21 protein-coding genes are annotated in these 23,206 nt (G+C 74.4%); 14 read left to right on the forward strand and 7 right to left on the reverse strand.

Annotated features, from left to right (window positions below):
• Positions 1-202 precede the first annotated feature (202 nt).
• Positions 203-934 carry a helix-turn-helix transcriptional regulator gene (locus tag HT134_RS22900; RefSeq protein ID WP_175602487.1) on the reverse strand — a complete coding sequence of 244 codons (732 nt, stop codon included), beginning with the start codon at positions 932-934 and terminating at the stop codon, positions 203-205.
• A 144-nt stretch (positions 935-1,078) separates the two neighbouring features.
• On the reverse strand, positions 1,079-2,107 hold the full coding sequence (locus HT134_RS22905) for a PHP domain-containing protein (RefSeq protein WP_175602488.1): 1,029 nt from the start codon (positions 2,105-2,107) through the stop codon (positions 1,079-1,081).
• A gap of 164 nt (positions 2,108-2,271) precedes the next feature.
• On the opposite strand from HT134_RS22905, the gene HT134_RS22910 reads away from it, so the two are divergent.
• The 9 genes from HT134_RS22910 (at position 2,272) to HT134_RS22950 (ending at position 10,432) form a co-directional block, all read left to right on the forward strand.
• Complete coding sequence (locus HT134_RS22910; RefSeq protein ID WP_246364997.1) at positions 2,272-2,613, forward strand: hypothetical protein; 342 nt, start codon at positions 2,272-2,274, stop codon at positions 2,611-2,613.
• Positions 2,614-2,616: 3 nt separating this feature from the next.
• The gene (locus HT134_RS22915; RefSeq protein WP_175602490.1) at positions 2,617-3,765 is read left to right on the forward strand and encodes a glutathionylspermidine synthase family protein; all 1,149 of its coding nucleotides are present in this window, start codon (positions 2,617-2,619) and stop codon (positions 3,763-3,765) included.
• Positions 3,762-4,193, forward strand: a complete 432-nt coding sequence (locus HT134_RS22920) for a DUF350 domain-containing protein (RefSeq protein WP_175602491.1) — start codon at positions 3,762-3,764, stop codon at positions 4,191-4,193. Before HT134_RS22915 ends, HT134_RS22920 begins: the two co-directional genes overlap by 4 nt.
• A gap of 106 nt (positions 4,194-4,299) precedes the next feature.
• Positions 4,300-5,424, forward strand: a complete 1,125-nt coding sequence (locus HT134_RS22925; RefSeq protein WP_175602688.1) for a PucR family transcriptional regulator — start codon at positions 4,300-4,302, stop codon at positions 5,422-5,424.
• A 103-nt stretch (positions 5,425-5,527) separates the two neighbouring features.
• The gene (locus tag HT134_RS22930) at positions 5,528-6,424 is read left to right on the forward strand and encodes an ACP S-malonyltransferase (protein WP_175602492.1); all 897 of its coding nucleotides are present in this window, start codon (positions 5,528-5,530) and stop codon (positions 6,422-6,424) included.
• On the forward strand, positions 6,421-7,377 hold the full coding sequence (locus tag HT134_RS22935; RefSeq protein WP_175602493.1) for a beta-ketoacyl-ACP synthase III: 957 nt from the start codon (positions 6,421-6,423) through the stop codon (positions 7,375-7,377). The genes HT134_RS22930 and HT134_RS22935 overlap by 4 nt, the downstream gene beginning before the upstream one ends.
• A gap of 87 nt (positions 7,378-7,464) precedes the next feature.
• Positions 7,465-7,704 (forward strand): acyl carrier protein, encoded by a 240-nt coding sequence (locus HT134_RS22940; RefSeq protein ID WP_175602494.1) that lies wholly within the window; start codon positions 7,465-7,467, stop codon positions 7,702-7,704.
• A gap of 70 nt (positions 7,705-7,774) precedes the next feature.
• Positions 7,775-9,007, forward strand: coding sequence for a beta-ketoacyl-ACP synthase II (gene fabF, locus HT134_RS22945; RefSeq protein WP_175602495.1), 1,233 nt, complete (start codon positions 7,775-7,777; stop codon positions 9,005-9,007).
• Entirely contained in the window at positions 9,008-10,432 is a 1,425-nt protein-coding gene (locus HT134_RS22950) for a carboxyl transferase domain-containing protein (RefSeq protein ID WP_175602496.1), read from the forward strand.
• A gap of 191 nt (positions 10,433-10,623) precedes the next feature.
• Here HT134_RS22950 and HT134_RS22955 read toward each other — a convergent pair whose 3' ends face one another.
• The gene (locus tag HT134_RS22955; protein WP_175602497.1) at positions 10,624-11,118 is read right to left on the reverse strand and encodes a DUF3145 domain-containing protein; all 495 of its coding nucleotides are present in this window, start codon (positions 11,116-11,118) and stop codon (positions 10,624-10,626) included.
• 176 nt (positions 11,119-11,294) lie between these two features.
• Between HT134_RS22955 and HT134_RS22960 the strand changes: the two genes are divergently transcribed.
• From HT134_RS22960 to HT134_RS47710, 4 genes are all read left to right on the forward strand, one after another.
• Positions 11,295-12,308 carry a S8 family peptidase gene (locus tag HT134_RS22960; RefSeq protein WP_175602498.1) on the forward strand — a complete coding sequence of 338 codons (1,014 nt, stop codon included), beginning with the start codon at positions 11,295-11,297 and terminating at the stop codon, positions 12,306-12,308.
• A 65-nt stretch (positions 12,309-12,373) separates the two neighbouring features.
• A complete protein-coding gene (locus HT134_RS22965) occupies positions 12,374-12,913 on the forward strand; it encodes an RNA polymerase sigma factor (RefSeq protein WP_312888340.1) in 540 nt (179 codons plus the stop codon).
• Positions 12,910-13,356 (forward strand): hypothetical protein, encoded by a 447-nt coding sequence (locus HT134_RS22970; protein WP_175602499.1) that lies wholly within the window; start codon positions 12,910-12,912, stop codon positions 13,354-13,356. The genes HT134_RS22965 and HT134_RS22970 overlap by 4 nt, the downstream gene beginning before the upstream one ends.
• Positions 13,353-16,286 (forward strand): CHAT domain-containing protein, encoded by a 2,934-nt coding sequence (locus HT134_RS47710; RefSeq protein WP_175602500.1) that lies wholly within the window; start codon positions 13,353-13,355, stop codon positions 16,284-16,286. The genes HT134_RS22970 and HT134_RS47710 overlap by 4 nt, the downstream gene beginning before the upstream one ends.
• A gap of 87 nt (positions 16,287-16,373) precedes the next feature.
• Here the strand turns inward: HT134_RS47710 and HT134_RS22980 are convergent, their stop codons facing one another.
• The 4 genes from HT134_RS22980 to HT134_RS22995 form a co-directional block, all read right to left on the reverse strand.
• A complete protein-coding gene (locus HT134_RS22980) occupies positions 16,374-17,186 on the reverse strand; it encodes a sulfurtransferase (RefSeq protein ID WP_175602501.1) in 813 nt (270 codons plus the stop codon).
• A 40-nt stretch (positions 17,187-17,226) separates the two neighbouring features.
• Positions 17,227-18,402: an alkaline phosphatase family protein gene (locus tag HT134_RS22985; protein WP_175602502.1), complete on the reverse strand. Its 1,176-nt coding sequence runs from the start codon at positions 18,400-18,402 to the stop codon at positions 17,227-17,229.
• 302 nt (positions 18,403-18,704) lie between these two features.
• Positions 18,705-19,295, reverse strand: coding sequence for a DUF5998 family protein (locus tag HT134_RS22990; protein ID WP_175588167.1), 591 nt, complete (start codon positions 19,293-19,295; stop codon positions 18,705-18,707).
• Positions 19,296-19,387: 92 nt separating this feature from the next.
• The gene (locus HT134_RS22995) at positions 19,388-22,039 is read right to left on the reverse strand and encodes a bifunctional acetate--CoA ligase family protein/GNAT family N-acetyltransferase (protein WP_312888341.1); all 2,652 of its coding nucleotides are present in this window, start codon (positions 22,037-22,039) and stop codon (positions 19,388-19,390) included.
• A gap of 202 nt (positions 22,040-22,241) precedes the next feature.
• On the opposite strand from HT134_RS22995, the gene HT134_RS23000 reads away from it, so the two are divergent.
• The gene (locus HT134_RS23000) at positions 22,242-23,135 is read left to right on the forward strand and encodes a carbohydrate kinase family protein (RefSeq protein ID WP_175602503.1); all 894 of its coding nucleotides are present in this window, start codon (positions 22,242-22,244) and stop codon (positions 23,133-23,135) included.
• Positions 23,136-23,206 lie beyond the last annotated feature (71 nt).

Below are 23,206 nucleotides of genomic sequence, written 5' to 3' on the forward strand. Positions count from 1 at the left end.
GGCCGCGCGGCGCATGGACCGCGCGGCCCGTCACGAGCCGGGGCGAGTGGGGGCCGGCGGGGAAGGCGCCGGCGGCGGCTCGCCGCGGCTCATGACTCAGGTGGGAGACCCTGGCTCATGACCCGCACTCCGTTATCGAACACAATGACGATCCCACGGTGAGACGACAGCCCTATGTCGGTGTTTCCGCCGGATTTTCGAGCTACTGATCGAGAACCGTGCCGTGCAGCGCCATCTCCGGAAGGTCGGGCGTGAAGCCCTCCAGCGGCCGGTCGGGGCAGCGCTCCCCCGTGACGCCGGCCGAGGCGATGCGGTCGAGCCGGAAGACCCGCACGTCGTCGCGTAACCGGCACCATCCGACGAGGTACCAGTAACCGCCACGCCCGCCCAGGAACACGCCGGGCTCCACGTCGCGCGAGGTCAGCGCACCCTTGGCGTCGGCGTACTCCAGCCGCAGCACGCGGCGGCGCAGCAGCGCCTCCTCGATCGCCCGTGAGACGCCCGCGGCGCCGAGCAGCCGGGCGCCCGTGCCGTCGTCGCCGGGGTCGGCCACGACGCGCACCCGGCGGGCCAGCTCGCGCGCCAGCTCGCCCTCGCGGCCGGGCATCGCGGCCACGACCTTGCGCAGCGCGCTGCGCGCCTGCCGCCCGAACGGCTGGTCGCCCGACCTGCTGAGGGCCAGGGCGATGGCCACCGCCTCGGCCGGGGTGAAGTTGAGCGGGGGCAGCGACATCGCCTTGTCGAGCGCGTAGCCGCCCCTGCGGCCCGGCTCGGCGTGGATGGGCACCCCGGACTCCTGGAGCGCGATGATGTCGCGCTCGATCGTGCGGACGCTCACCTCGAACCGGCGGGCGAGCTCGCGCGCCGAGCGGCAGCGTGGGGAGATCGCGCGCAGGTCCTCGACGAGCGCGTACAGCCGGTCGGTACGGTTCACGACCGCGACGCTACGCGCCGCCACCGACAATCACGCGTCCCGCGGCGCCCCGGCCACGGTCCCCTCACCTCCGCGCCAGCAGGGTCTCCCGCGCCGGTCACGCGTCATGACCCCTCGCAGCGCCGCCGCGTCCGGCCCGGGCGGTCACGAACCCCGGCGCGTCCAGGACAGCAGCTCCTCCACCGGCCAGGTGTTCACGATCCTGGCGGCCTCGATCCCGCACCGGGCCGCCCGCTCGCACCCGAACCGCTGCCAGTCGAGCTGCCCCGGCGCGTGCGCGTCGGAGTCGATCGCGAAGTCGCACCCCGTCTCGTGCGCGAGCAGCATCAGCCGCTTGGGCGGGTCGAGCCGGTCCGGCCGCGAGTTGATCTCCACGGCCACCCCGAACCGGCGGCACGCCTCGAAGACGACCTCGGCGTCGAACTCCGACTCCGGCCGCACCCCGCCGCGCCGCCCGCCGCCGCGCACGACGCGTCCCGTGCAGTGGCCGAGCACGTCCACGTGCGGGTTCGCCACGGCGGCGACCATGCGGCGGGTCATCTCGTGGCGGTTCATGCGCAGCTTGGAGTGGACGCTGGCGACGACCACGTCGAGGCGCTCCAGCAGCTCGGGCTCCTGGTCGAGGGTGCCGTCGAGGTTGACGTCCACCTCGATGCCGGTGAGGATCCGGAACGGCGCCAGCCGCTCGTTGAGCCGTTCGACCTGGTCGAGCTGGCGGCGCAGCCGGGCGGGCGACAGGCCGTTGGCGATCGTCAGCCGGGGCGAGTGGTCGGTCAGCGCCCAGTACTCGTGGCCGAGCGCGCGGGCGGTCGCGGCCATCTCCTCGATCGGCGACCCGCCGTCCGACCACTCGGAGTGGCTGTGCAGGTCGCCCTTGAGCGCCGCGCGCAGCGCCGCCGTCTCGTCGTCCAGGTCCGTGCCCTCGGTGGCGCGCAGCCTGCGCAGGTACGCGGGGACCTCGCCGTCCAGCGCCTCGGTGATGGCCAGGGCGGTGACCTTGCCGATGCCGGGCAGGTCCGCGAGGCCGCCCGCGCCGGCCAGCCGTACGAGCTCGGCGTGAGGGGTCGACTCGGCCACGGCGGCGGCGCGGCGGAAGGCACGCACGCGGTAGGTGGGCTCGCCGGCCCGTTCCAGCAGGAAAGCGATCTCACGCAGGGCTTCGACCGGTGTCATGGGGAACTCCTACCCCCGCGCGGTTCGTCACCTAATCGACATTGATGCCGCGGGTGGCCCCCGATAGGCTGATCGGCCAACGAAAGCAGGAGCTCATGGGACAACCGCGACCACCGCAGCAGCACCAACCGCCCCAGCGGTCCATGGCGTCCAAAGTGGTCACGTTGTCCGTCATCGGCATCGTCTCGGTCATGATCGTCGCCTACTGCGCCGCCCAGGACGACGACGACGTCACCGCCGACTGCGTCGACATGAGCCAGCAGCTGCCCGACGGCACGTACGAGGTCGTCGACGACGACTACTGCGACGACGATGACGACGGCACCGTCCACTACTACAGCGGCGGCTCCCGCTCGGCCTACCACTGGTACTACGGCGGCACCCGGGTCGGCACCCGCGTGCGCGGGGGCACCTCCTACCGCCCCTCCGACGTGACGATCTCCTCCCGCAGCGGCAAGTCGATCCAGCGGGGCGGCTTCGGCGGCCGTTCCAGCAGCGGGAGCTGACGCGTGCGGCGCGAACACGGCACACCGCGGCAGGGCTGGGACAAGATCATCGAGAGCCAGGGGCTGGCCTACCACCGCGCGGCCCACCCCGAGGGGCTGAGCCGGCCGTACTGGGACGAGTCCGTCCACTACGTCTTCTCCATGGACGAGGTCGAGGAGCTGGAGGCGCAGGTCGAGGAGCTGCACGAGATGTGCCTGCGCGCCGCGGGCCACGTCGTGGAGACCGGCCGCTTCGCGGACTTCGCCATCCCCGGGTGGGCCGTCGAGGACGTGCGCCGCTCGTGGGAGCGGCGCGACCCCCACCTGTACGGCCGCTTCGACCTGCGCTACGACGGCACCGGCCCGGCCAAGCTGCTGGAGTACAACGCCGACACGCCCACCTCGCTGGTGGAGTCGGCGGTGGCGCAGTGGTTCTGGCTGAAGGACACGCACCCGGACGACGACCAGTGGAACTCCGTCCACGAGCGGCTCGTCGACCGCTGGGCGGCCATGACGCTGCCGCCCGGCCCCACCCACTTCGCCTGGACCGCCATGGACGAGACCGGCGAGGAGGCGATGACGCTCGCCTACCTGCAGGAGACGGCCGAGCAGGCCGGGCGCTCCACGGTGGCGGTGGCCATGGAGGACGTCGGCTGGGACGACCTCAACCGGCGCTTCGCCGACGTCGAGGAGCGGTGGATCCGCTCGATCTTCAAGCTGTACCCGTGGGAGTGGATGCTGGCCGACCCGTTCGGGCGGCACGCCGTCCGGCACGGCACCTGGATCGAGCCCCTGTGGAAGGTCCTGCTGTCGAACAAGGCACTGCTCGCCGTGCTGTGGGAGCTGTACCCGGGCCACCCCAACCTGCTGCCCGCCTACCTCGACGGGCCCCGCGACCTGACCTCGTACATCGTCAAGCCGCTGCTCGGCAGGGAGGGTGCGTCGATGCGCGTCGTCACCCCCGGCGGCGCCCACGAGACGCCGGGCGAGTACGGCCGCGAGGGCTTCGTCCACCAGGCCTTCGAGGCCCTGCCCGAGTTCGACGGCCAGCGGCCGGTGCTGGGCGCGTGGGTGGTCGCCGACGAGGCGGCCGGCCTGGGCATCCGTGAGACCACGGGCCTCATCACCGATGACACCTCCTCCTTCGTCCCCCACCGAATCGAGCGATCATGACCCTGCTGGAAACCCTCGCCCGCGGCTCGGGCGCCATCGCCGCGTACGCCGCCGTCGGCGTGGCGCTGCTGATCATCGGCTTCTACGTGATCGACCTGGCCACCCCCGGCAAGCTCAGCTCGATCATCCGCACCGAGCGCAACCCCAACGCCACCCTGCTCGCCACCTCCGCCATGATCGCCGTGGGGCTCATCGTGGCGGCCTCGATCTGGTCCTCCGGCGGGCGCCTCGTCGAGGGCCTGGCCGGCACGGCGGTCTTCGGCCTGGTCGGCATCGTGGTGCAGACCGTGGCGATGATGGTCTTCGACAAGGTGGTCGGCATCTCGGTCCGCGACCTGGTCAAGGAGCCCGAGGTGCAGCCGGGCACCCGGCTGCTGGCCGCCACCCACGTGGCCATCGGCCTGATCACCGCCGTCGCCGTCATCTGAACAGCGCCCGTGAGGGTGCTCGTCGCGGTCATCTCACCGGACCTGGCACTCTAGAGGCGTGACGGACCGGACCCGGGAGGACACCACCCGCAGGCTGGAGCGCGCCATGGGCGCGCTCGGCACGGCGGCCATGGCGCGCATGGACGAGCAGCTGCCGTGGTTCCGCGCGCTCAGCGCCGAGGACCGCTCCTGGGTGGGCCTGGTGGCGCAGGCCGGGATCGCCGCGTTCGTGGAGTGGTTCCAGCACGCCGGCGAGGACCGGCCGACGCCCAGCATCGAGTTCTTCGGCACGGCGCCGCGCGAGCTGAAGCGCTCGATCTCGCTCCAGCAGACGGTCGACATCGTGCGCATCGTCGTGGAGGTCGTCGAGGCGCAGAGCGACGAGCTGGCCGCGCCCGGCGGCGAGGACCAGCTCCAGCAGGCCATGCTCCGCTACACCCGCGACGTGGCCTTCGCCGCCGCCCAGGTCTACGCGCGCGAGGCCGAGGCGCGCGGCTCCTGGGACGCCCGGCTGGAGGCGCTGATCGTCGACGCGCTGGTGCGGGGCGAGGTCGACGACGGGCTCCACTCGTGGGCCGCCGCGCTCGGCTGGACCTCCTCCCCCGTGGTGGTCATCGCCGGGCACGCCCCCGACGACGACCCGCGCGCGGTGATCGACGGGCTGCGCGAGAAGGGCCGCCGCATCGGCATGGACCTACTGGCCGGGGTGCAGGCCGACCGGCTGATCGTCATCGTGGGCGGCGCGGGCAGCGTCAACGACGCGGCCCGGCAGGTGGTGGCCCGCTTCGGTCCGGGGCCGATCGTCATCGGCCCCGAGGTGCCCGACCTGCACGCCGCCGCGCGCTCCGCGCGGGCCGCCCTGGCCGGGCTGAAGGCGTCGTCCGGCTGGCCCGACGCGCCCCGGCCCGTGCACGCCGACGACCTGCTCGCCGAGCGGGCGCTCGACGGCGACGAGGACGCCCGCGAGCAGCTCGTGGAGAACGTCTACCTGCCGCTGGCGGGCACGCCGCTGCTCGACACGCTGGCCACCTACCTGGAGCAGGGCACGTCGCTGGAGGCGACGGCGCGGCTGCTGTTCGTCCACCCCAACACGGTCCGCTACCGCCTGCGCAAGATCACGGAGCTGACCGGCTACCAGCCGACCGAGGGCCGCTCGGCCTTCACCCTCCAGGTCGGCCTCATTCTGGGGCGGCTCTCGGAGAGCGCCCTGACGTGGCGGGCCCTAACGTAATCATCCCGAAACCCCCACTGTAGAAACTCTACAAAAGGTGTTGGACAAAGTTCGTACGGATCCTTAGCCGCGTGTCGAACCTCTACAGGGCATGGTGGTTTTTGTGCTTGCAATCGTCGCTCCGGGCCAGGGCGCCCAGACCCCAGGTTTCCTGACACCCTGGCTTGAGCTGCCGGGTCTGGCCGACCGGCTCGCCGGGTGGTCCGAGGTCGTGGGCCTGGACCTCATCACCTATGGCACGACGGCCGGGGCCGACGAGATCCGCGACACCGCGGTCGCCCAGCCCCTGCTCGTGGCCGCCGCGCTGGCCTCCGCCGAGGCGCTCGGCGTCCGGCCCGACCTGGTGGCCGGGCACAGCGTGGGCGAGTTCGCCGCCGCCGTCCTCGCCGGGGCGCTCACCGCCGAGCAGGCCCTCGCGCTGGTCCGCGAGCGCGCCCAGGCCATGGCCAAGGCCGCGGCCGTCACCGAGACCGGCATGACCGCCGTGCTCGGCGGCGACGAGGCCGAGGTGCTCGCCGCCATCGAGCGGCACGGCCTGACCCCCGCCAACATCAACGGCGCCGGCCAGATCGTCGCCGGCGGCACGCTGGAGCAGCTCGCCGCCTTCCAGGACGACGCGCCCGAGCGCTCCCGGCTGCGCCCGCTGGCCGTCGCGGGCGCCTTCCACACCGTCCACATGGCTCCGGCCGTCGCCACCCTGCGCGACGCCGCGCTCGGCGTGACGCCCGCCGACCCGGCCGTCCGGCTGCTGTCCAACGCCGACGGCCAGGCCGTCACGAGCGGCGCCGACTTCCTCGACCGGCTGGTCAAGCAGGTCAGCAGCCCCGTCCGGTGGGACCTGTGCATGGCCACGATGGCCGAGCAGGGCGTCACCGCGATCATCGAGCTGCTGCCCGGCGGCACCCTGACCGGCCTGGCCAAGCGCGCGCTGCGGGGCGTGCCGACCGTCGCGCTGAAGACCCCCGACGACCTCGACGCGGCCAAGGAGCTGATCAAGTGAGGATCCCCGACGTCGCGCCCGGCGCGAAGGTGCTGGCCTTCGGCCACTACCAGCCGGCCACCATCGTCACCAACGACGACCTGGCCAAGGTCATGGACACCAACGACGAGTGGATCCAGTCGCGGGTCGGCATCCGCGAGCGCCGCATCGCCTCCGAGGGCGAGTCGGTCGAGGACATGGCCGTCCAGGCCGGCGGCAAGGCGCTGGCGGCCAGCGGCCTGTCGGCGAGCGACATCGACCTGGTGATCGTCGCCACCTGCACGCTGGAGACGCAGATCCCCAACGCCGCCGCCGTGGTGGCCCACCGGCTCGGCATCGAGTCGCCCGGCGCGTTCGACGTCAACGCCGCCTGCGCCGGCTTCTGCTACGCGCTGGCCACCGCCAGCGCCGCCGTCCGCGGCGGCTCGGCGCGCAACGTGCTGGTCATCGGCTCCGAGAAGCTGTCGCAGTGGGTGGACCCGACCGACCGCTCCACCGCCGTGATCTTCGCCGACGGCGCGGGGGCCGCAGTGGTGGCCCCGTCCGACACGCCGGGGATCGGTCCGGTCGTGTGGGGCAGCGCCGGCGACAGGTCCGACGCGATCATCATCAACGACCGCAACGACAGCCTCCACCAGGAGGGCCAGGCGGTGTTCCGCTGGGCCACCACCGCGCTGCACCCGGTGGCCAGGGAGGCGTGCGAGCGCGCCGGCGTCGACCCGTCAGAGCTGGCCGCGTTCGTGCCGCACCAGGCCAACCTGCGCATCATCGAGGCGATCGCCCGCAAGCTCGGCGCCGACAAGGCCGTGATCGCGCGGGACATCGTCACCGCCGGCAACACCTCGGCGGCGTCCATCCCGCTGGCGCTCTCGCGCATGATCGAGCGCGGCGAGGTCCGCTCCGGCGACCTCGCGCTCGTCCTGGGCTTCGGCGCCGGCCTCACCTATGCGGGCCAAGTGATCGAGGTTCCGTAGGATCCGGTACGGCTCCCGCCGTACCGGTCACAGCTTGTACGGCGCGAGCCGTGCAGATCCAGATAGAACCCAAAGGAGAACGACGACATGGCTGCCACCGAGCAGGAGATCCTCGAGGGCCTCGGCAAGATCATCAACGAGATCACCGGCATTCCGGCCTCCGAGGTGACGCCCGAGAAGAGCTTCGTGGACGACCTCGACATCGACTCCCTGTCCATGGTCGAGATCGCCGTGGCCGCCCAGGACGAGTTCGGCGTCGAGATTCCCGACGACCAGCTCAAGAACCTGAAGACGGTCAAGGACGTCCTGAACTTCATCCAGAACTGACGATCGTCGCGGCCTTCGGGCCGCCGATCGCGTGAACCTTCACCCTTCTGATCGACAAGGAGCGCGAAACGTGAGTGCAAACCGGGTACGTGTCGTCGTCACCGGGCTCGGCGCGACCACGCCCGTCGGTGGAGACGTCACCTCGACCTGGTCGGCGCTCCTCGCCGGTCAGTCGGGCGTCAAGACCATCACCGAGGACTGGGTCGACACCGTCCCCGTGAAGTTCGCGGGGACGGCCGCGGTCGACCCGGCCGAGGTGCTGCCCCGGCCGGAAGCCCGCCGCCTCGACCGCAGCGAGCAGTTCGCCCTCGTGGCGGCGCGCGAGGCGTGGCAGGACGCGGGCGCTCCCGGCGTCGCGCCCGAGCGGCTCGGCGTCGTGGTCTCCAGCGGCATCGGCGGCATCAACACGACGCTGTCGGCCTACGACACCTACAAGGAGCGCGGCTGGAACCGGCTCTCGCCGTTCACCGTGCCGATGCTCATGCCGAACGGCCCGGCCGCGTGGATCGGCCTCGACCTCGGAGCCCAGGCCGGCGTGCACGCCACCGTGTCCGCCTGCGCCTCCGGCGCCGAGGCCATCGGCTACGCGATGGACATGATCAGGTCCGGCCGCGCCGACGTCGTCGTGGCCGGCGGCACCGAGGCCGCGATCCACGGCCTCAACGTGGCGGCCTTCGCCGCCGCGCGGGCCATGTCCACCCGCAACGACGACCCGGCCGGCGCGTCGCGGCCCTGGGACCGCGAGCGTGACGGCTTCGTGCTCGGCGAGGGCGCCGGCATCATCGTGCTGGAGTCCGAGGAGCACGCCCGGGCGCGGGGCGCGCGGATCTACGCCTACGCCGCGGGCGTCGGCTACTCCGCCGACTCCCACCACATCACCCAGCCGGAGCCGGAGGGCCGGGGCATCATCATGGCGATGACCCAGGCGCTCAACGACGCCGACATCGCCGGCCTGGACGTCAAGCACGTCAACGCCCACGCCACCTCGACCCCGGCGGGCGACGTCGTCGAGGTGCAGGCGGTCGCCAAGGCCATCGGCACCCACCCGCTGGTCACCTCGACCAAGTCCATGACCGGCCACCTGCTGGGCGGCGCGGGCGGCATCGAGTCCGTGTTCACCATCAAGGCGCTGCAGGAGCGGATCGTCCCCGCGACGATCAACATCTCCGATCTCGACGACGGGATCGAGGTGGAGATCGTCCACGGCGCCAACCGCGAGCTGCCCGCCGGCGACATCGCCGCGGTGAACAACTCGTTCGGGTTCGGCGGTCACAACGCCACCGTCGTCTTCCAAGGGGCCTGAATGACCGTGCTCGACAACAGGGCGGTGACCAGCGGCTCCGACCAGGAGCCAGCTGATCCCCGCGACCCCGCCGTCCGCCTGGCCGCGCTGCTCGACGAGGGCTCGCTGCGGCTGATCACTGCCGAGGACAAGAGCGGCGTGCTCGCCGCGATGGGCCGCGTCGAGGGTGTCCCCGTCGTCGCCTTCTGCAGTGACGCCCGCTTCCAGGGCGGCGCGATGGGCAGCGAGGGCTGCGAGCACATCGTGCACGCCTACGACGTGGCCGTCCGAGAGCGGGTGCCGGTCATCGGGATCTGGCACTCCGGCGGTGCGCGACTCGCCGAAGGCGTCGAGTCGCTGCACGCCGTCGGCCGGGTCTTCGCCGCCATGACCAAGGCGTCCGGCGTCGTCCCGCAGATCTCCGTGGTCGTGGGCCCCGCCGCGGGCGGCGCCGCCTACGGCCCGGCGCTCACCGACCTGGTCGTGCTGGCCGACTCCGGCCGCATCTTCGTCACCGGCCCCGACGTGGTGCGCAGCGTCACCGGCGAGGACGTCGACAGCGCGGCGCTGGGCGGCCCCGAGCCCCACAGCAAGCGCAGCGGCGTCGTCCACGTCGTCACCAAGACCGAGACCGACGCGCTGCTCAAGGCGCGCCAGCTCGCCGTCCTGCTCGGCCACCAGGGCCGGGTGCGCGCCTCCGCCGTGGACGAGGTCGACTTCTCCAGCCTGCTGCCCGAGTCGGCGCGCCGCGCCTACGACGTCAAGCCGCTGGTCAACGGCCTGCTCGACGAGCCGGGTGTGGAGCTGCACCCCAAGTGGGCGCCCAACATCGTCACCACCCTCGGCCGGCTCGGCGGCCGCACCGTCGGTGTGATCGCCAACAACCCGATGCGGCTCGGCGGCTGCCTCGACGCGACCTCCGCGGAGAAGGCCGCCCGCTTCGTGCGCATGTGCGACGCCTTCGGGGTACCGCTGGTCGTGCTCGTGGACGTCCCCGGCTACCTGCCGGGCGTCGGCCAGGAGCACGACGGCGTGGTCCGCCGCGGCGCCAAGCTGCTGCACGCCTTCGCCGAGGCGTCCGTGCCGCGGGTCACGCTGGTCACCCGCAAGGCGTACGGCGGCGCGTACATCGCGATGAACTCCCGCGCGCTCGGCGCCACCAAGGTGTTCGCCTGGCCGACGACCGAGGTCGCGGTCATGGGCGCGGTGGCCGCGGTGCGCATCCTCAAGCGGCGCGAGCTGGCGGCGGCGCCCGAGGAGGAGCGGGCGGAGCTGGAGCAGCGCCTGGCCGAGGAGCACGAGAAGCTGGCCGGCGGCCTGGCCCGCGCGCAGGACCTCGGCGTGATCGACGAGGTCATCGAGCCCAAGGAGACGCGCGGCGCGATCGCCAAGGTGCTCGCCCAGGCCACCCCGGCCCGCGGCGCGCACGGCAACATCCCGCTGTGACCACGGCCGACGCCGATGGGCCCCGCACCTTCCCCAGGTGCGGAGCCCATCGGCGTTGACGGGCATCCGGCCGGGGGACGCCCCCCGGGTAGGTGGCAAGGGCGGACGGCGCGGTCAGCCGGCAAGGTCAGCCGGCAAGGTCGGACGGCTGGGTCGGACGGCTAGGCCAGACGGCTACGTCGGACGGCAGGTCAGACGGCGGCGTGCAGCCAGCGGACCGGGGCGCCGTCGCCCGCGTAGCGGAACGGCTCCAGCTCCTCGTCCCACGGCCTGCCGAGCAGCTTGTCCAGCTCGTCCTCCAGCACGCACCGCCCCTGGGCAGCCATCATCATCACCGTGCGCAAGCGGTCCTCAGGGATCATGATGTCGCCCGCCGCCCCGATCACCGCGCTGAAGGCGCCGAGCGTCGGCGTGTAGGCGTGGCGGGACCCGTCGACGCCCGGCGAGGCGTCCTCGGTGATCTCGAACCTGATGCGCTGCCAGCCCATGAGTGAGGACGTGATGGCGGCCGCGATGCCGGGGCGGCCCTCCCACTCCGCCTGCGCCCGCACGACGTTGGGCGCGGCTGGTTGCGGCGTCCACGTCAGGTCCACGGGCACGCCAAGGACACCCGCGACCGCCCATTCGATATGAGGGCACAGCGCGGGCTGAGCCGAGTGGACGTAGAGCACGCCACGAGCAGACACCGGACCTCCCGTTTCGGTACGAGGTGCGCCTTCCCCAACGGCCTCGTCCTGGGATGATCACAAGTGACTAGGGAGAGACTACCGTCGGTCGCAATCCGGCACCAGAGGGGGCCCATACCAACTTGTTGCGGCTGTGGCACGTGACACCGGGCCACCTCGGGGATAGGTACCGGCACATGGACATCGAATATGCCGGCGAGGCGCTCATCCGCCCAGGTCAGGTGCTCACCGATCGCAGCTCCCTGTCCTCGGCGGCGCGCTGGACCCAGGCGGTCTCCGAGGGCGACGGCGTCTGCGTGATCCATCTGTCGCGTGGCGTCGACGTCTGCGAGATCACCCGGGACCTCCGGGACCGGGGCTTCCGCGCCTCGCCCAACCACGTGGTCGCCGGCCAGCCGCTGTTCTTCGGCGGCCCGGCGTCGCGGCCGTTCCCGGCGCGCCCGGCCCCGAGCCGGCCCGCCAAGGGCCGCTCGTCCGTGCTCGTGGGCCTGCTCGACACGGGCGTCGCCAAGCATCCGTGGTGGGAGTCCAGCGAGTGGTACGGCGAACTCGGCCGCGACGACGGCGACGCCGCCGAGGGCACGCAGGCCGGTCACGGCACGTTCCTGGCCGGGCTCATCCTGCGCGGCGCGCCGGGCGTGTCGCTGTGCGCGCGGCGGGTCCTCGACGGCGACGGCATCGGCGACGAGGCGACGGTGATCCGGGCGCTGAACCGCATGCGGGAGCGGGCGCCCCAGGTGATCAACCTGTCCTTTGGCTGCTACACCTTCGACGACCGCCCGCCGCCCCTGCTGGCCGACGCGCTCAAGGGGCTGCCCGACACGGTGAAGGTGGCCTGCGCCGGCAACACCGCCGACGACCGGCCGTTCTGGCCGGCCGCCCTGCAGGGGGTGATCGCGGTGGGCGCGGTGGACGCCGCCGAGCAGCGTCCGGCGCCGTTCACCGCCCACGGCACCTGGGTCGACGCGTGCGCCCGCGGCGAGTGGCTGACCAGCAGTTATCTGGAGACCGGGGAGTTCGAGGGGTACGCGGCGTGGAGCGGGACGTCCTTCGCCGCCGCCCTGGTGGCGGGCGCGATCGCCGACGCCGCGCGGGAGCGGCCGGCGCAGGAGGCGGCCAGGCTCCTGCTGGACCCGGCGAGGGCCAGGCAAATCCCTGATCTGGGGTCTCTCGTCCCGTCGAGTCTGTAGAGTTTACGCTCAGTCCTCGGCCAGTTACGAGGAGGCAGCCTCGTAGACCGGGCGAAGGAGGCCGCGTGCACGAGCCACGTGACTCAGGTGAGTTGCTCAAGGCGGCGGCCGACGACGACCAGAGGGCCTGGGACATGCTCGAGTCCAGGTACGGACCCAGGATGTGGGCGACCGCCCGCGCCTGTGGCTTGAGCGAAGCAGATGCGGCGGACGCAGTACAGGGAGCGTGGCTGCGCCTGTTGGAGCATCTGCACACCATCAGGGACCCCTCGGGCATAGGCGCATGGCTCGCGACGACCACTCGTCGTGAGGCGCTGCTGATCCTCAGGAAGGGACGTCCCGGCGTTCCCCTGCCTGAGGTCGTGCCCGGCGACCCTGATCCGGCGGCGGCCGTCCTGGAGGCCGACATCAGCCGCCGGCTCTGGAATGCGGTCTCTGGCCTGCACGAACCATGCCGCACCCTGCTCCAGCTGGTGGCCGCCGACTGCGGCAACCGGCAGGTGGCGGGGCGACTGGGCGTGCCTGTGGGCAGCGTGGGTCCAACCAGATCGCGGTGCCTGGAGAGATTGCGCACTCTGATCCACCAACAGGAGACGGTGCAATGATCAACGAAGAGTATTTCCTGGCGGCGCTTCGTCTTGCCGCCGGGCACGACCCGCTCCCAGAACACGTCTCCGCTGCCGCCCGCGACGCCTACGGGCTCCGGGTCCCTCAAGCGGTGACCGCCGTGCCTGCGGAGTGCCCCGCCTCACGCGAGGTGCGAAGCGCGGACGGCTGCAAGATGGTCCGGTTCGTGGCGGCCGGACTGACCTTCGACCTGGAGGTGACCGTGGGTGACGGGCTCATCGACGTGGCGGGGCAGATCGCCCCGCATCCCGGAGAGGGCAGCCACGTCGACGTCCGCACCCCTCATCTGACGCTGACCCGACGCCTGGCCCGCACCGGCCACTTCGCGGCCACGGGCCTGCCGCCGGGCTGGCTCAGCGTGGTCTGCCACCGTCCCGGCCAACCACCCGTCCAGACCAGGTGGGTGCGCATACGGCCGTGACGCAGGACCCCCCGATCGGCGGGGCGGTGGCGCATGGCCTGGTGGGGACGGCCGAGGCGGCGGTGCTGCGCTCGGTCGTCGATCCCGCTCGGGCCATGCGCACGGCCCAGGCCGTCCTGTCGGCCGCCGAAGCCCGGGGTGTGGCGGAGGCGGCCGTCGTGGCCCTCAGGGCCATGGGACTGGCCGCGCGCGAGCTCGGCGACCTCCCGGCAGCCGAGCGCCACCTGCGGCGCGCCGTCGCCACGTCCGGCGCTCCGCCCGAGCGGCTGGCCCAGGCGCGGCTGTCGCTGGTCACCGTACGCACCGAGCGCGGGCACCCCTTGCAGGCGCTGCGCATCGCGGCCCTGGCCTGGCCCGCGCTGTCGTCCCTCGACCGGGCCAAGCTCGACACCCAGCGCGCCGTGGCCCTGGCCCATCTCGGCCGGTACCGGGAGGCCGTGGCCGCCTGCGACCGCGCCGTCGAGATCCTGGCCGCGGCGCCCGGCGACGGCGACGACCACCGGTTCCTGGCGGGCGGGCTGCTCAACCGGGGGCTGGTGCGCGCCTTCCTCGGCGAGTGGGACGCGGCCATGGGCGACGTCACCGCCTGCCTGGAGCTGGCCAGGCAGGCCGGGCTCGACCACCTCGCCCGCCTGGCCGCCGCCAACCTGCCCTTCATGGCCGTACGGCGGGGCGACGTCGCGGGCGCTTTCGCGCACTACCGGGAGGCCGAGGAGGCGCTGTTCGGCTTCGCCGAGCGGCTGGCGACGATGCGGGCGGACTTCGCGGGCGCCCTGCTGGCGGCCCAGCAGCCCGGCGAGGCGCGCGAACTGCTCAGCCGGGCCGTACCCGATCTGGAGGCGTCCGGGGCGCACGTGGCGCTGGCCGACGCGCGGCTGAAGCTGGCCCGGGCGGAGCTGTTGACGGGCGACCCGCGGCGGGCGCTTGCGCTCGCCGCCCGGGCGGGACGGGAACTGGAGGCGCAGGGGCGCGTCTCCTGGCTGCCGCTCGCCCGCGAGGTCCTGCTGCGCGCCCGGCTGGCCCTGGACGGGCCCGCGCCCGGGCTGGTGGCGGAGCTGGTGGCGTGCGCCGGGGAGCTGGAACGCGACCCCGCGCACCAGGCGGGCGGCGCGGCCCTGCGGCTGGAGGCGGCCGAGACCGCCCTCGCCCTGGGCGACCGGCCCGCGGTCCTGGGCCAGCTCGCCGAGCTGACGAGCGCGCCCGTGGAGGAACCCGCCCCGGCCTGCTCGAACGCCGTGGTGATCCCGGAAGGGTGCGGGACCGGGGGCCACGATGAGGAGCGCCGCGGTGCGGGTGACCGCAGGACGGGTGACCGCGGTGCGGGTGACCGCGGGGCGGAAGGCGGTGGGGCGGAAGGCGGTGGGGCCGGCGGGGGCGGGGTGGGCGCGCGGAAGAAGGTGCCGGCGCGGAAGGTGGCGGCGCTGCCTCCGGCGCTCCAGGAGCTGATCGGCGGAGAGCCCGGTCCTCCCCCGCGGCGGCAGGTGCCGGGGCTGGTGCGGCAGCACGCGCTGGCGCTGGAGGCGGAGCTGCGGGGTGACACGGACGCCGCGTTGCGCGCGGCCCGCGAGGGGCTGGCCGAGGCGCGGAGCCAGGCCGGCGCGTTCGAGGACCCGGGGCTGCGGGCGCACATGGCCCGGGCGGGCGAGCGGCTCGCCGGGCTCGGGCTGCGGCTGGCGGCGCGGGATCGGGGCGCGGCCGAGGTGTTCGCCTGGGCCGAGCGCTGGCGGGCCGTGGCCGCTCCGGAGGCGTACGTGCCCGACGTGGGCGAGGTACGGTCCGCCCTGGCGGAGGCCGCATCGGGTGGACGTGCCGTGGGCGCGGAGGGCGGGCCCGGGGGACGTGCCGAGAGGGCAGAGGACGGGACCGGGGGACGTGCCGAGGGCGCAGAGGGCGGGATCGCGGCCGGTGGGAGCGGTGCGGAAGGCGGAGCCGCGCCCGCGGGGAGTGGCGCCGGGGTGGCGGCGCGCGGCGGGGCCGTTCTGGTGGAGTTCGTGGTGGAGGCGGCGTCGCTGCTCGTCGTGGTGGTGGCGGAGGAGCGCGTCCTGGTGCGGCGGCTGGGGCGGTTGGAGGAGGTCGCCGAGGCGGTCGTCCGCCTGCGGTACGCGCTGCGCCGCCACACCCTGGGCGACGGCCCGCCGGTGGACGAGCGGAGCGCCCTCGCCCCGGGCGGGCCGGTGCGGGAGGCGGCGGACGAGGTCGAACGGCTGCTCCTGCGGCCCGTCGAGCCCGAGATCGCCGACCGGCCGCTGGTGGTGGTGCCCGCCGGGGTGCTGCACACCGTGCCGTGGGCCGCGCTGCCCTGCCTGCGCGGGCGTCCGGTGAGCGTGGCCGCGAGCGCGGCGGCCTGGCTGGCGGCCGGACGGCGCGCGCCCGTCCCGGACCGCGCACCCGTGGTGGCCGCCGCCGCGGGACCCGGGCTGGCGCACGCCCGTACCGAGGTGGACCGCGTGCTGGCCGGCCATCCGCGCGGGCGTGAGGTGCCCGCCCGGACCGGGCCGGTGACGGAGGCGCTGGCCGCCGCGGACGTGCTGCACCTGGCGGCGCACGGGGTGTTCCACGCGCGCAGCCCGCTGCTGTCGTCCATCACCCTCGACGACGGGCCGCTCATGGCGTACGACCTGCTGCGGCTGCCCCGCTCGCCGGGGCTCGTGGTGCTGTCGGCGTGCGACTCGGGGATGGCGCGCGTTCCCGCCGAGGGCGCGCCGCTGGGGCTGGCCGGGGCGTTCCTGGCCAGGGGTACGGCCTGCGTCGTCGCCGGGATGGTGCCGGTGCGCGACGACGACGCGCTGGCCGTCATGACGCTCTTCCACGAGCTGCTGGCCCGCGGGGAGCCGCCCGCGTCCGCGCTGGCGGCGGCCTCGGCCAAGACGGAGGTGCCGGGCTTCGCCTGCTTCGGCGCGGGCCACCGCCCGGTCACACCCCCCGCCTGACCGCGACCGGGCGGGTCGGGGTCAGCCGACCGGCCGGGCGGGGCCGGGTCAGCCGACCGCAGCCGGGCGGGACCGAGCGGGTCCGGGTCAGCCGGTCGCGACCGGGCGCGTCGGGTCGGCCACCCAGTTCGACCACGAACCGACGTACAGGGCGGCCGGCAGCCCCGCCAGCTCCATGGCCAGCACCTGGTGCGCGGCCGTCACCCCCGACCCGCAGTAGGCCCCGGCCCGCACCCCCTCGCTCACCCCGAGCCCGGCGAAGCGCTCCCGCAACTCCTCCGGCGACAGGAACCGGCCGTCCGGGCCCACGTTCCCCACCGTCGGCGCCGACACCGCGCCCGGGATGTGCCCCGCCACCGGGTCGATCGGCTCGGTCTCGCCGCGGTAGCGCTCGGCGGCCCTGGCGTCGAGCAGCACCCCGTCATCGGCCAGCGCCGCGGCCTCGTCGGCCGTGAGCATGGGCATGCCGCCGGGCTTGGCGGTGAAGTCCCCCGGCTCGACCTCGGGGAACTCGGTCGCCGTCGGCAGCCCCGCCGCCACCCACGCGGGCAGGCCGCCGTCGAGCACCCGGACGTCCTGGTGGCCGAAGTACCGCAGCGTCCACCAGGCGCGCGCGGCGATCGTCGAGCCGGCGTCGTCGTAGACGACCACCGGCCGGGTGTCGCTCACGCCGAGCCGCCGCATCGCGGCCTCGAACGGCGCCGCCTCGGGCAGCGGGTGCCGGCCGCCGGGGCCGGCCGGGGCGGCGAGGTCGGCGTCCACGTCGCAGTAGACGGCGCCCGGCAGGTGCCCCTCCCGGTACAGCTCGATCCCGGGCCGGGCGCCGAGCGGCGAGCGGGTGTCCAGCACGGTCACGCCGTCGAGCGCGGCGAGTTCGGCGGGGGTGATCAGCGGGCTCATCTCGGCTCCTCATGGTCGGGCGTCCCGCGCGCGGGACCGGTCAACGGGTGCTCGCCTCCAGCAGCGGCACGTACTGTTCGGCGGCCGTCATCGAGCCGTGGTAGCCGGCGAAGGCCGCCTCGTGCGCGTGGGCGCGGGGCGCCACCAGAGCCAGGCCGGTGTACGGCACGGCCAGCACGTCACCGAGGCGCGGGAGCCACTCGGCCCGTACGGCGGGCCCGAACCACCCGGCCTCGGCCGCCTCCTCGCGCGGCACCACCCACGCCTGGCCGGCCAGCCGCTCGCGCCAGGCCGCCAGCACGTCGGCGGCGGCCCCCTCCTCGGCGTACACGTGGCGGGCCCGCGCCTCGCCGCCCAGCATGGCCACCCCGTGCCGCAGCGCCGGATCGCCCTCCACGTCGAGCTTGCCGGTGGCGTTGACCATGCCGTGGTCGGCGGTGACGTACAGGGCGCAGCCGTCCGGCAGCGCCCCGGCCAGCCGCTCGGCGAGCCGGTCGGCGGTCGCGAGCCGCCGCAGCCACTCCTCGCTCCCCCAGCCGCTCTCGTGGCCGGCGGCGTCGAGGTCGCCGTAGTAGACGGTCACGTAGGCGGGCGGCTCGCGCAGGGCCTCGCGAGCCCGTTCGACGCGCTCGTCCACGGTGGCGGCGGCGAGGTGGCGCACGCCCCGGTAGACGGCCTCGGTCAGGCCGGTGCCCGCGAACTCGCCCGGCGCCACGTACGCGGCCAGGACGCCCGCGTCGCGGGCCCGCTCGAACACGGTGGGCGCGGGCTGCCAGACCCGCGGGTCCATGACCAGCCCGTCGCGCGTGGACCAGCGCAGGGCGTTGAACAGCAGGCCGGTGTCCGGCACGGCCAGGGTCAGGCCCATCATGCCGTGCTCGCCGGGGGTCAGGCCGGTGCCCAGGGAGCACAGGCTGGTGACGGTGGTGGCGGGGAACCCGGCGGTCAGCGGCGGCGCGCCGGTCACCGGCCGCATGCCCTGGGAGAGGAACGGCGCGGCGCCGGCGTGGGCGCGCAGCGCCTCGGCCCCGAGGCCGTCGACCAGCAGGACGCAGACGGCGCGGGCGGGCTCGACACGGATCTGGCCGGGCCCGGCGGGGCCCGGGCCGGGGCCGAGGGCGAGGACGGCGGGGCCGAGGGCCGCCAGCAGCGCTCGGGGCAGGTCCGCCAGCGACGACCCGCCGTACGCGGGGAGCAGAGGGGCGGTGTCGGCCATCCTCCGAGCTTAGCGGCGTACGGCGGCCGTTCCGAGGCGCGACCGGCCGACCCGCGCGGCCGTACGCGCCGGCCTACGCGGCCGCACCGACCGGCCCGCGCAGCTGTACCCGCCGGCCTTCCGCCGGCCTTGGGGCGCCGGCCGCCACCGACTCATGACGGGCCGCCTCTCCGGCACGGGGTGCCTCTGTGACGCGGGCGCCTTTCCGGTACGGGCGGCAGCCCTCTGTGACACGGGCGCCTTCCGGTGCCGGCCGCGACCGGGAAGCGTCAACCGCGAGCCGGAAGCAGGCCGCGGGGCGGTCAGGAGGCGGCGCGGGCCGTGGCCTCCGACAGGGCCTTGGCGAAGGCGAGCACGTGGGAGACCGCCTCGGGCCCGTCGGCGGCCTCGCTGACGCGCAGCGACAGGTCGTCGGCCGTGATGGCGCCGGTGTAGCCGTGGTCGGCCTCGCAGTTCTCGTCGCCGCAGGTGGCGGGCTCCAGGTCGACGTGGGCGATGGCGCCCCAGCCGATCGTGAGCGTCGCCTCGGTGGGCGGCACCCCGGGCGCGTAGGAGGCGGGGTCGGGGACGACCCGGGTGACCGCGACGGACTGGATGCGGCTGAGCCGCACGGCCTCGGTGGTGGTGGAGGCGTGCGAGGCGGACACGCCCTCGACGGCCGGGTGCTCGTCGGTGTGGCACACCAGGAGCCGGGTGCCGGTCAGCACCAGGACGGTGACGTGCCTGCGCACCTCCATGGCCGGGTCGAACGTCGCCTCATGATGGACCACGAAGGCGGTCACGGCCTCCTTGCCCAGCGCGGATTCGACCGCATCGGTGACGAGGTCGGGATAGTAGCCGCTGCGCTCGATCGCTTCGCGCAGGCCCGCGGCTGAGACTCGGGTTTCCCTCATGGGTCCATCCTGCCAGGACGGCGCGCCGCCCTCACCTGCCGTACATAACGCTCTATAACGTCTCAAGTCGTACGGCCACGCCTCGACGCCCGTCAGGACAGGCGGCGCGGGCCTCCGTCGAGGCGCGGGCCCGGCGGCGTGCGGACCGTGGCGCGGGCGCCGAGCACGATGACGCCCGACTCCCCCACCAGCACCTGGTCGAGGTCCAGCCGGGCCACCTCGGGCAGGTCGCCGGCCAGCCGCCCGACCCGTACCAGCAGGTCCTCCAGGGCGCCGACCGCCACCGGCGGGTAGCCGTACTCGCCGAACAGCAGCGGCGCGGCCCGCACCGAGCGCACCAGCCCGGCGGCGTCCTCCCGGGTGAGCGGCGCGAGCCGGAAGCCCTGGTCGAGCAGGAGCCGCGCCGTCACCTCGCCCAGCCCGAACGACACGATCGGCCCGAACGCCGGGTCCTCCACGACGCCCACCACCGTCGGCACCGCGGGCTGGGGCGCCATGCGCTGCACGGCCAGCTCCACGCCCTCGCCGAGGCGGCCCGCGAACTCGGTGTACGCGTGCCGGACGCTGTCGGGGCTCTCCAGGCCGAGCCGTACGGTGCCGGCCCGGCGGGAGGCGTCGGGGTCGGCGACCTTGAGCACCACGGGCCAGCCCAGCCGCCGGGCGGCCTCGACCGCCTCGTCCGGCGAGCGCACCACCTCGGCCGGCCACACGTCCAGGCCGTAGCAGGAGAGCAGCTCGGCGGCGTCCACCTCGGTGTCCTGCCCGGTCGCGAGGGCCCGGGTGACCAGGTCGCGGGCGCGGGCCGTGTCGACGTCCGCCAGCTCCGGCGGCGGCGCGACGGGCCGCGAGCGCCAGGCGGCGTACCGCACGACGTGGGCAAGGGCCCGCACGGCCTCCTCCGGCGCCGCGTACGACGGGATGGAGCCGCGCGAGGGCGTGGCCCGCGCCGCCCCGGGCCCCCGTGTCGGCGTGGCGCCCACCCGGAGAGCCGGGTGCATCCCGAGATGCCCCTCGAACGTCGCCAGCACGGGTTTGCCGGACTCCTCGGCGACCCGCAGCAGCTCGGCCGCCACCTCTTCCCCGGCCCCGGGGATTGGCGGCGTGTAGATCACGATGGCCGCGTCCACCTCGGCCGAGGCGAGCTGCCCGGCCAGCGCCGCGCCGTACTCCGCGGCCCCGGCCGAGGCGCCCAGGTTCGCGGGCGGCCGGGGCGACAGGCCGGCGGCCACGCAGGCGTCGGCGGCCAGCAGCCCGAGGGCGTCGGAGTTGGTGACCAGGCCGACCCGCGGCCCGGCGGGCAGCGGCTGGTAGGCGAGGAGCTGGCCCACGTCGAAGAGCTGGATGAGGTCGTCCACGCGGATCAGGCCGGCCTGCTCGAACAGCGAGCTGATCGCCGAGTCGGGCAGCCGCAGCTCCCGCGCGGAGTGCCCGGCCGGGGTGCCGCCGCTCTTGACCACGACGACCGGCTTGGTGTGGGAGATGCGGCGGGCCAGCCGGGTGAACTTGCGCGGATTGCCCAGCGACTCCAGGTAGAGCAGGATCACCTCGGTGGCGGCGTCCTCCTCCCAGTACTGGAGCAGGTCGTTGCCCGACACGTCGGCCCGGTTGCCCGCCGACACGAACGACGAGATGCCCATGCCGCGCTGCGCCACCCGCTGGAGCAGCGCCGTGCCCAGCGCGCCCGACTGGCTGAAGAACCCCACCCGCCCCCGGCCGGGCACGGTCGCCGCGAGCGTGGCGTTGAGCCGCACGGCCGGGTCGGTGTTGGCGATGCCCAGGCAGTTGGGGCCGACCATGCGCAGCCCGTACGCGCGGGCGATGCGCGCCAGCTCGTCCTGGCGGGCCCGCCCCTCCTCGCCCGTCTCGCCGAACCCGGACGACACCACGACGAGCCCGTGGACGCCCTTCTCCGCGCACTCCTTGACCACGTCGGCCACGCTCTCGGCGGGCACGGCCACCACGGCGAGGTCCACGGTGTCGTCGATGGCCGACACGCTCGGGTAGGCACGCACGCCCGCCACGGCCCGCACCTCGCGGTGGACCGGGTAGACGGGGCCGGTGAAGTCGGCGGCCAGCAGGTTGCGCAGCACGGCCTGGCCGACGCCGCCCGGCTCGCGCGAGGCGCCGATCACCGCCACCGAGCCGGGCGTGAGCAGCCGGGCGATCGAGCGCGCCTCGGCGCGGTGCTCGCGCGAGGCCGTCACCTCGGCCGAGGTCTCGGTCGGGGTGAGGTCGAGGGTCATGCGGACCACGCCGTCGGCGAAGCTGCTCTCGGCGGTGTAGCCGGCCTGGCGCAGCACGCCCATCATCTTCATGTTCGCGGGCAGCACGTCGGCGACGAAGCGCTCGATGCCGCGTTCGCGCGCGGTGGCGGCCAGGTGCTCCAGCAGCACCGAGGCGACGCCGCGGCCCTGGTGGGCGTCCTCGACCAGGAACGCCACCTCGGCCTCGGTGGGACTCATCCGGTCGTAGCGGATGACGGCCACCATCTCGGTGCCGATGGTGGCGATCAGCGCGACCCGGTCCACGTAGTCCACGGTCGTGAACCAGGCCACCTCCTTGTCCGACAGCCGCGGGCGCGGCCCGAAGAAGCGGAAGTAGATCGACTCGTCGGACAGGCGGGAGTAGAACGCGCGCAGCCGGTCGGCGTCGGCGGGGCGGATCGGGCGGACGTGGGCCGTGCCGCCGTCCGCGAGGACGACATCGGCCTCCCAGTGGGCGGGGTACTGAGCCTGAGCCTGCACAGTCCCGAGACTAATCCCCGCCTGGCCCCACGACCGATCCCGCGTCCCACATCTCAAGACCTCAGGGCCTGTTGGCAACGCTTGTGCATCGACTGCGGACCGGTGTTCGAGGACCGCCCCACGGGCCGCCCGGAAGCTGTTAGTTTTGCGGTGGCGTTTTGCCGTGGCCGGCTCGTTCTGAAGGCAGCAAGGTGGTGACATCATGACGCGGGTCGTCGTGGTGGGCGATCTCATGACCGACGCGGTCGCGCGCGCCCGTTATGCGCTCGCCCGGGCGAGCGACACCCCGGCGATCGTGACCATGCACGGTGGCGGCTCTGGGGCCAACATCGCCTCCTGGCTCGCGGTCGAGAACGCGGACGTGGCGTTCATCGGCCGCCGCGGCGCCGACATCACCGGCCGCAACCGCGACATGGAGCTCATGGGCTACGGCGTCGACGCGCGGCTGGTCATGGACCCCGAGCGGCCGACCGGCACCTGCGTCGTGCTCGTCACGCACAAGGGCGAGCGCACGATGCTGTCCGACCCCGGCGCCAACGCCGCCCTCTCGCCCGAGGACCTCCCGCGTGACCTGTTCAACGGCGGCGGCCACCTCCACCTGTCGGGCTACACACTGATCAACGAGGGCTCCCGCGACGCCGGCTTCGCGGCGCTCGACATGGCCCGCCGCTCCGGCATGTCGATCTCGGTCGACTGCGCCTCGTCCGCGCCGCTGGAGCGCACGGGCGCCGAGCCGTTCCTGGAGTGGACGAGCGGCGCCAAGCTGCTGTTCGCCAACATCGACCAGGCCAAGGTGCTGACCGGCCGCGACGAGCCGGAGGCCGCGGCCAAGGTGCTGACGGCGTTCTTCCCGCAGGTCGTCATCAAGCTGAACGCCGACGGGGCGCTGTGGTTCGGCAACGGCAGCGCCGACCCGGTCCACGTGCCGGCCGAGCCGGTCGAGCGCATCGTCGACGGCACGGGCGCGGGCGACGCCTTCTGCGCCGGGTTCCTGCCGTCGTGGCTGGACAACAAGCCGCCGGCCGAGGCGCTGGCCGCGGGCTGCCGCCTCGCCGCCAAGGCGATCATGCATCTGGGCGCCCGCCCCCGGCTCTAGCGCGGGCCCCTTCCCGACCCCACCGCTCTGACCGGAGCGGTGGGGTCTCCTGTGACGGCGCGGAGGCGGAG

This window comes from Nonomuraea rhodomycinica, assembly GCF_013363995.1.
Classification (GTDB): Bacteria; Actinomycetota; Actinomycetes; order Streptosporangiales; family Streptosporangiaceae; genus Nonomuraea; species Nonomuraea rhodomycinica.

Coding starts and splice junctions, on each gene's coding strand:
- HT134_RS22950 (WP_175602496.1), top strand. CDS start 9,008: ATGACCGTGCTCGACAACAGGGCGGTGACCAGCGGCTCCGACCAGGAG.
- HT134_RS22985 (WP_175602502.1), bottom strand. CDS start 18,402: ATGGCCGACACCGCCCCTCTGCTCCCCGCGTACGGCGGGTCGTCGCTG.
- HT134_RS22905 (WP_175602488.1), bottom strand. CDS start 2,107: ATGACACCGGTCGAAGCCCTGCGTGAGATCGCTTTCCTGCTGGAACGG.
- HT134_RS22920 (WP_175602491.1), top strand. CDS start 3,762: ATGACCCTGCTGGAAACCCTCGCCCGCGGCTCGGGCGCCATCGCCGCG.
- HT134_RS23000 (WP_175602503.1), top strand. CDS start 22,242: ATGACGCGGGTCGTCGTGGTGGGCGATCTCATGACCGACGCGGTCGCG.
- HT134_RS22970 (WP_175602499.1), top strand. CDS start 12,910: ATGATCAACGAAGAGTATTTCCTGGCGGCGCTTCGTCTTGCCGCCGGG.
- HT134_RS22980 (WP_175602501.1), bottom strand. CDS start 17,186: ATGAGCCCGCTGATCACCCCCGCCGAACTCGCCGCGCTCGACGGCGTG.
- HT134_RS22960 (WP_175602498.1), top strand. CDS start 11,295: ATGGACATCGAATATGCCGGCGAGGCGCTCATCCGCCCAGGTCAGGTG.
- HT134_RS22925 (WP_175602688.1), top strand. CDS start 4,300: ATGGGCGCGCTCGGCACGGCGGCCATGGCGCGCATGGACGAGCAGCTG.
- HT134_RS22990 (WP_175588167.1), bottom strand. CDS start 19,295: ATGAGGGAAACCCGAGTCTCAGCCGCGGGCCTGCGCGAAGCGATCGAG.
- HT134_RS22940 (WP_175602494.1), top strand. CDS start 7,465: ATGGCTGCCACCGAGCAGGAGATCCTCGAGGGCCTCGGCAAGATCATC.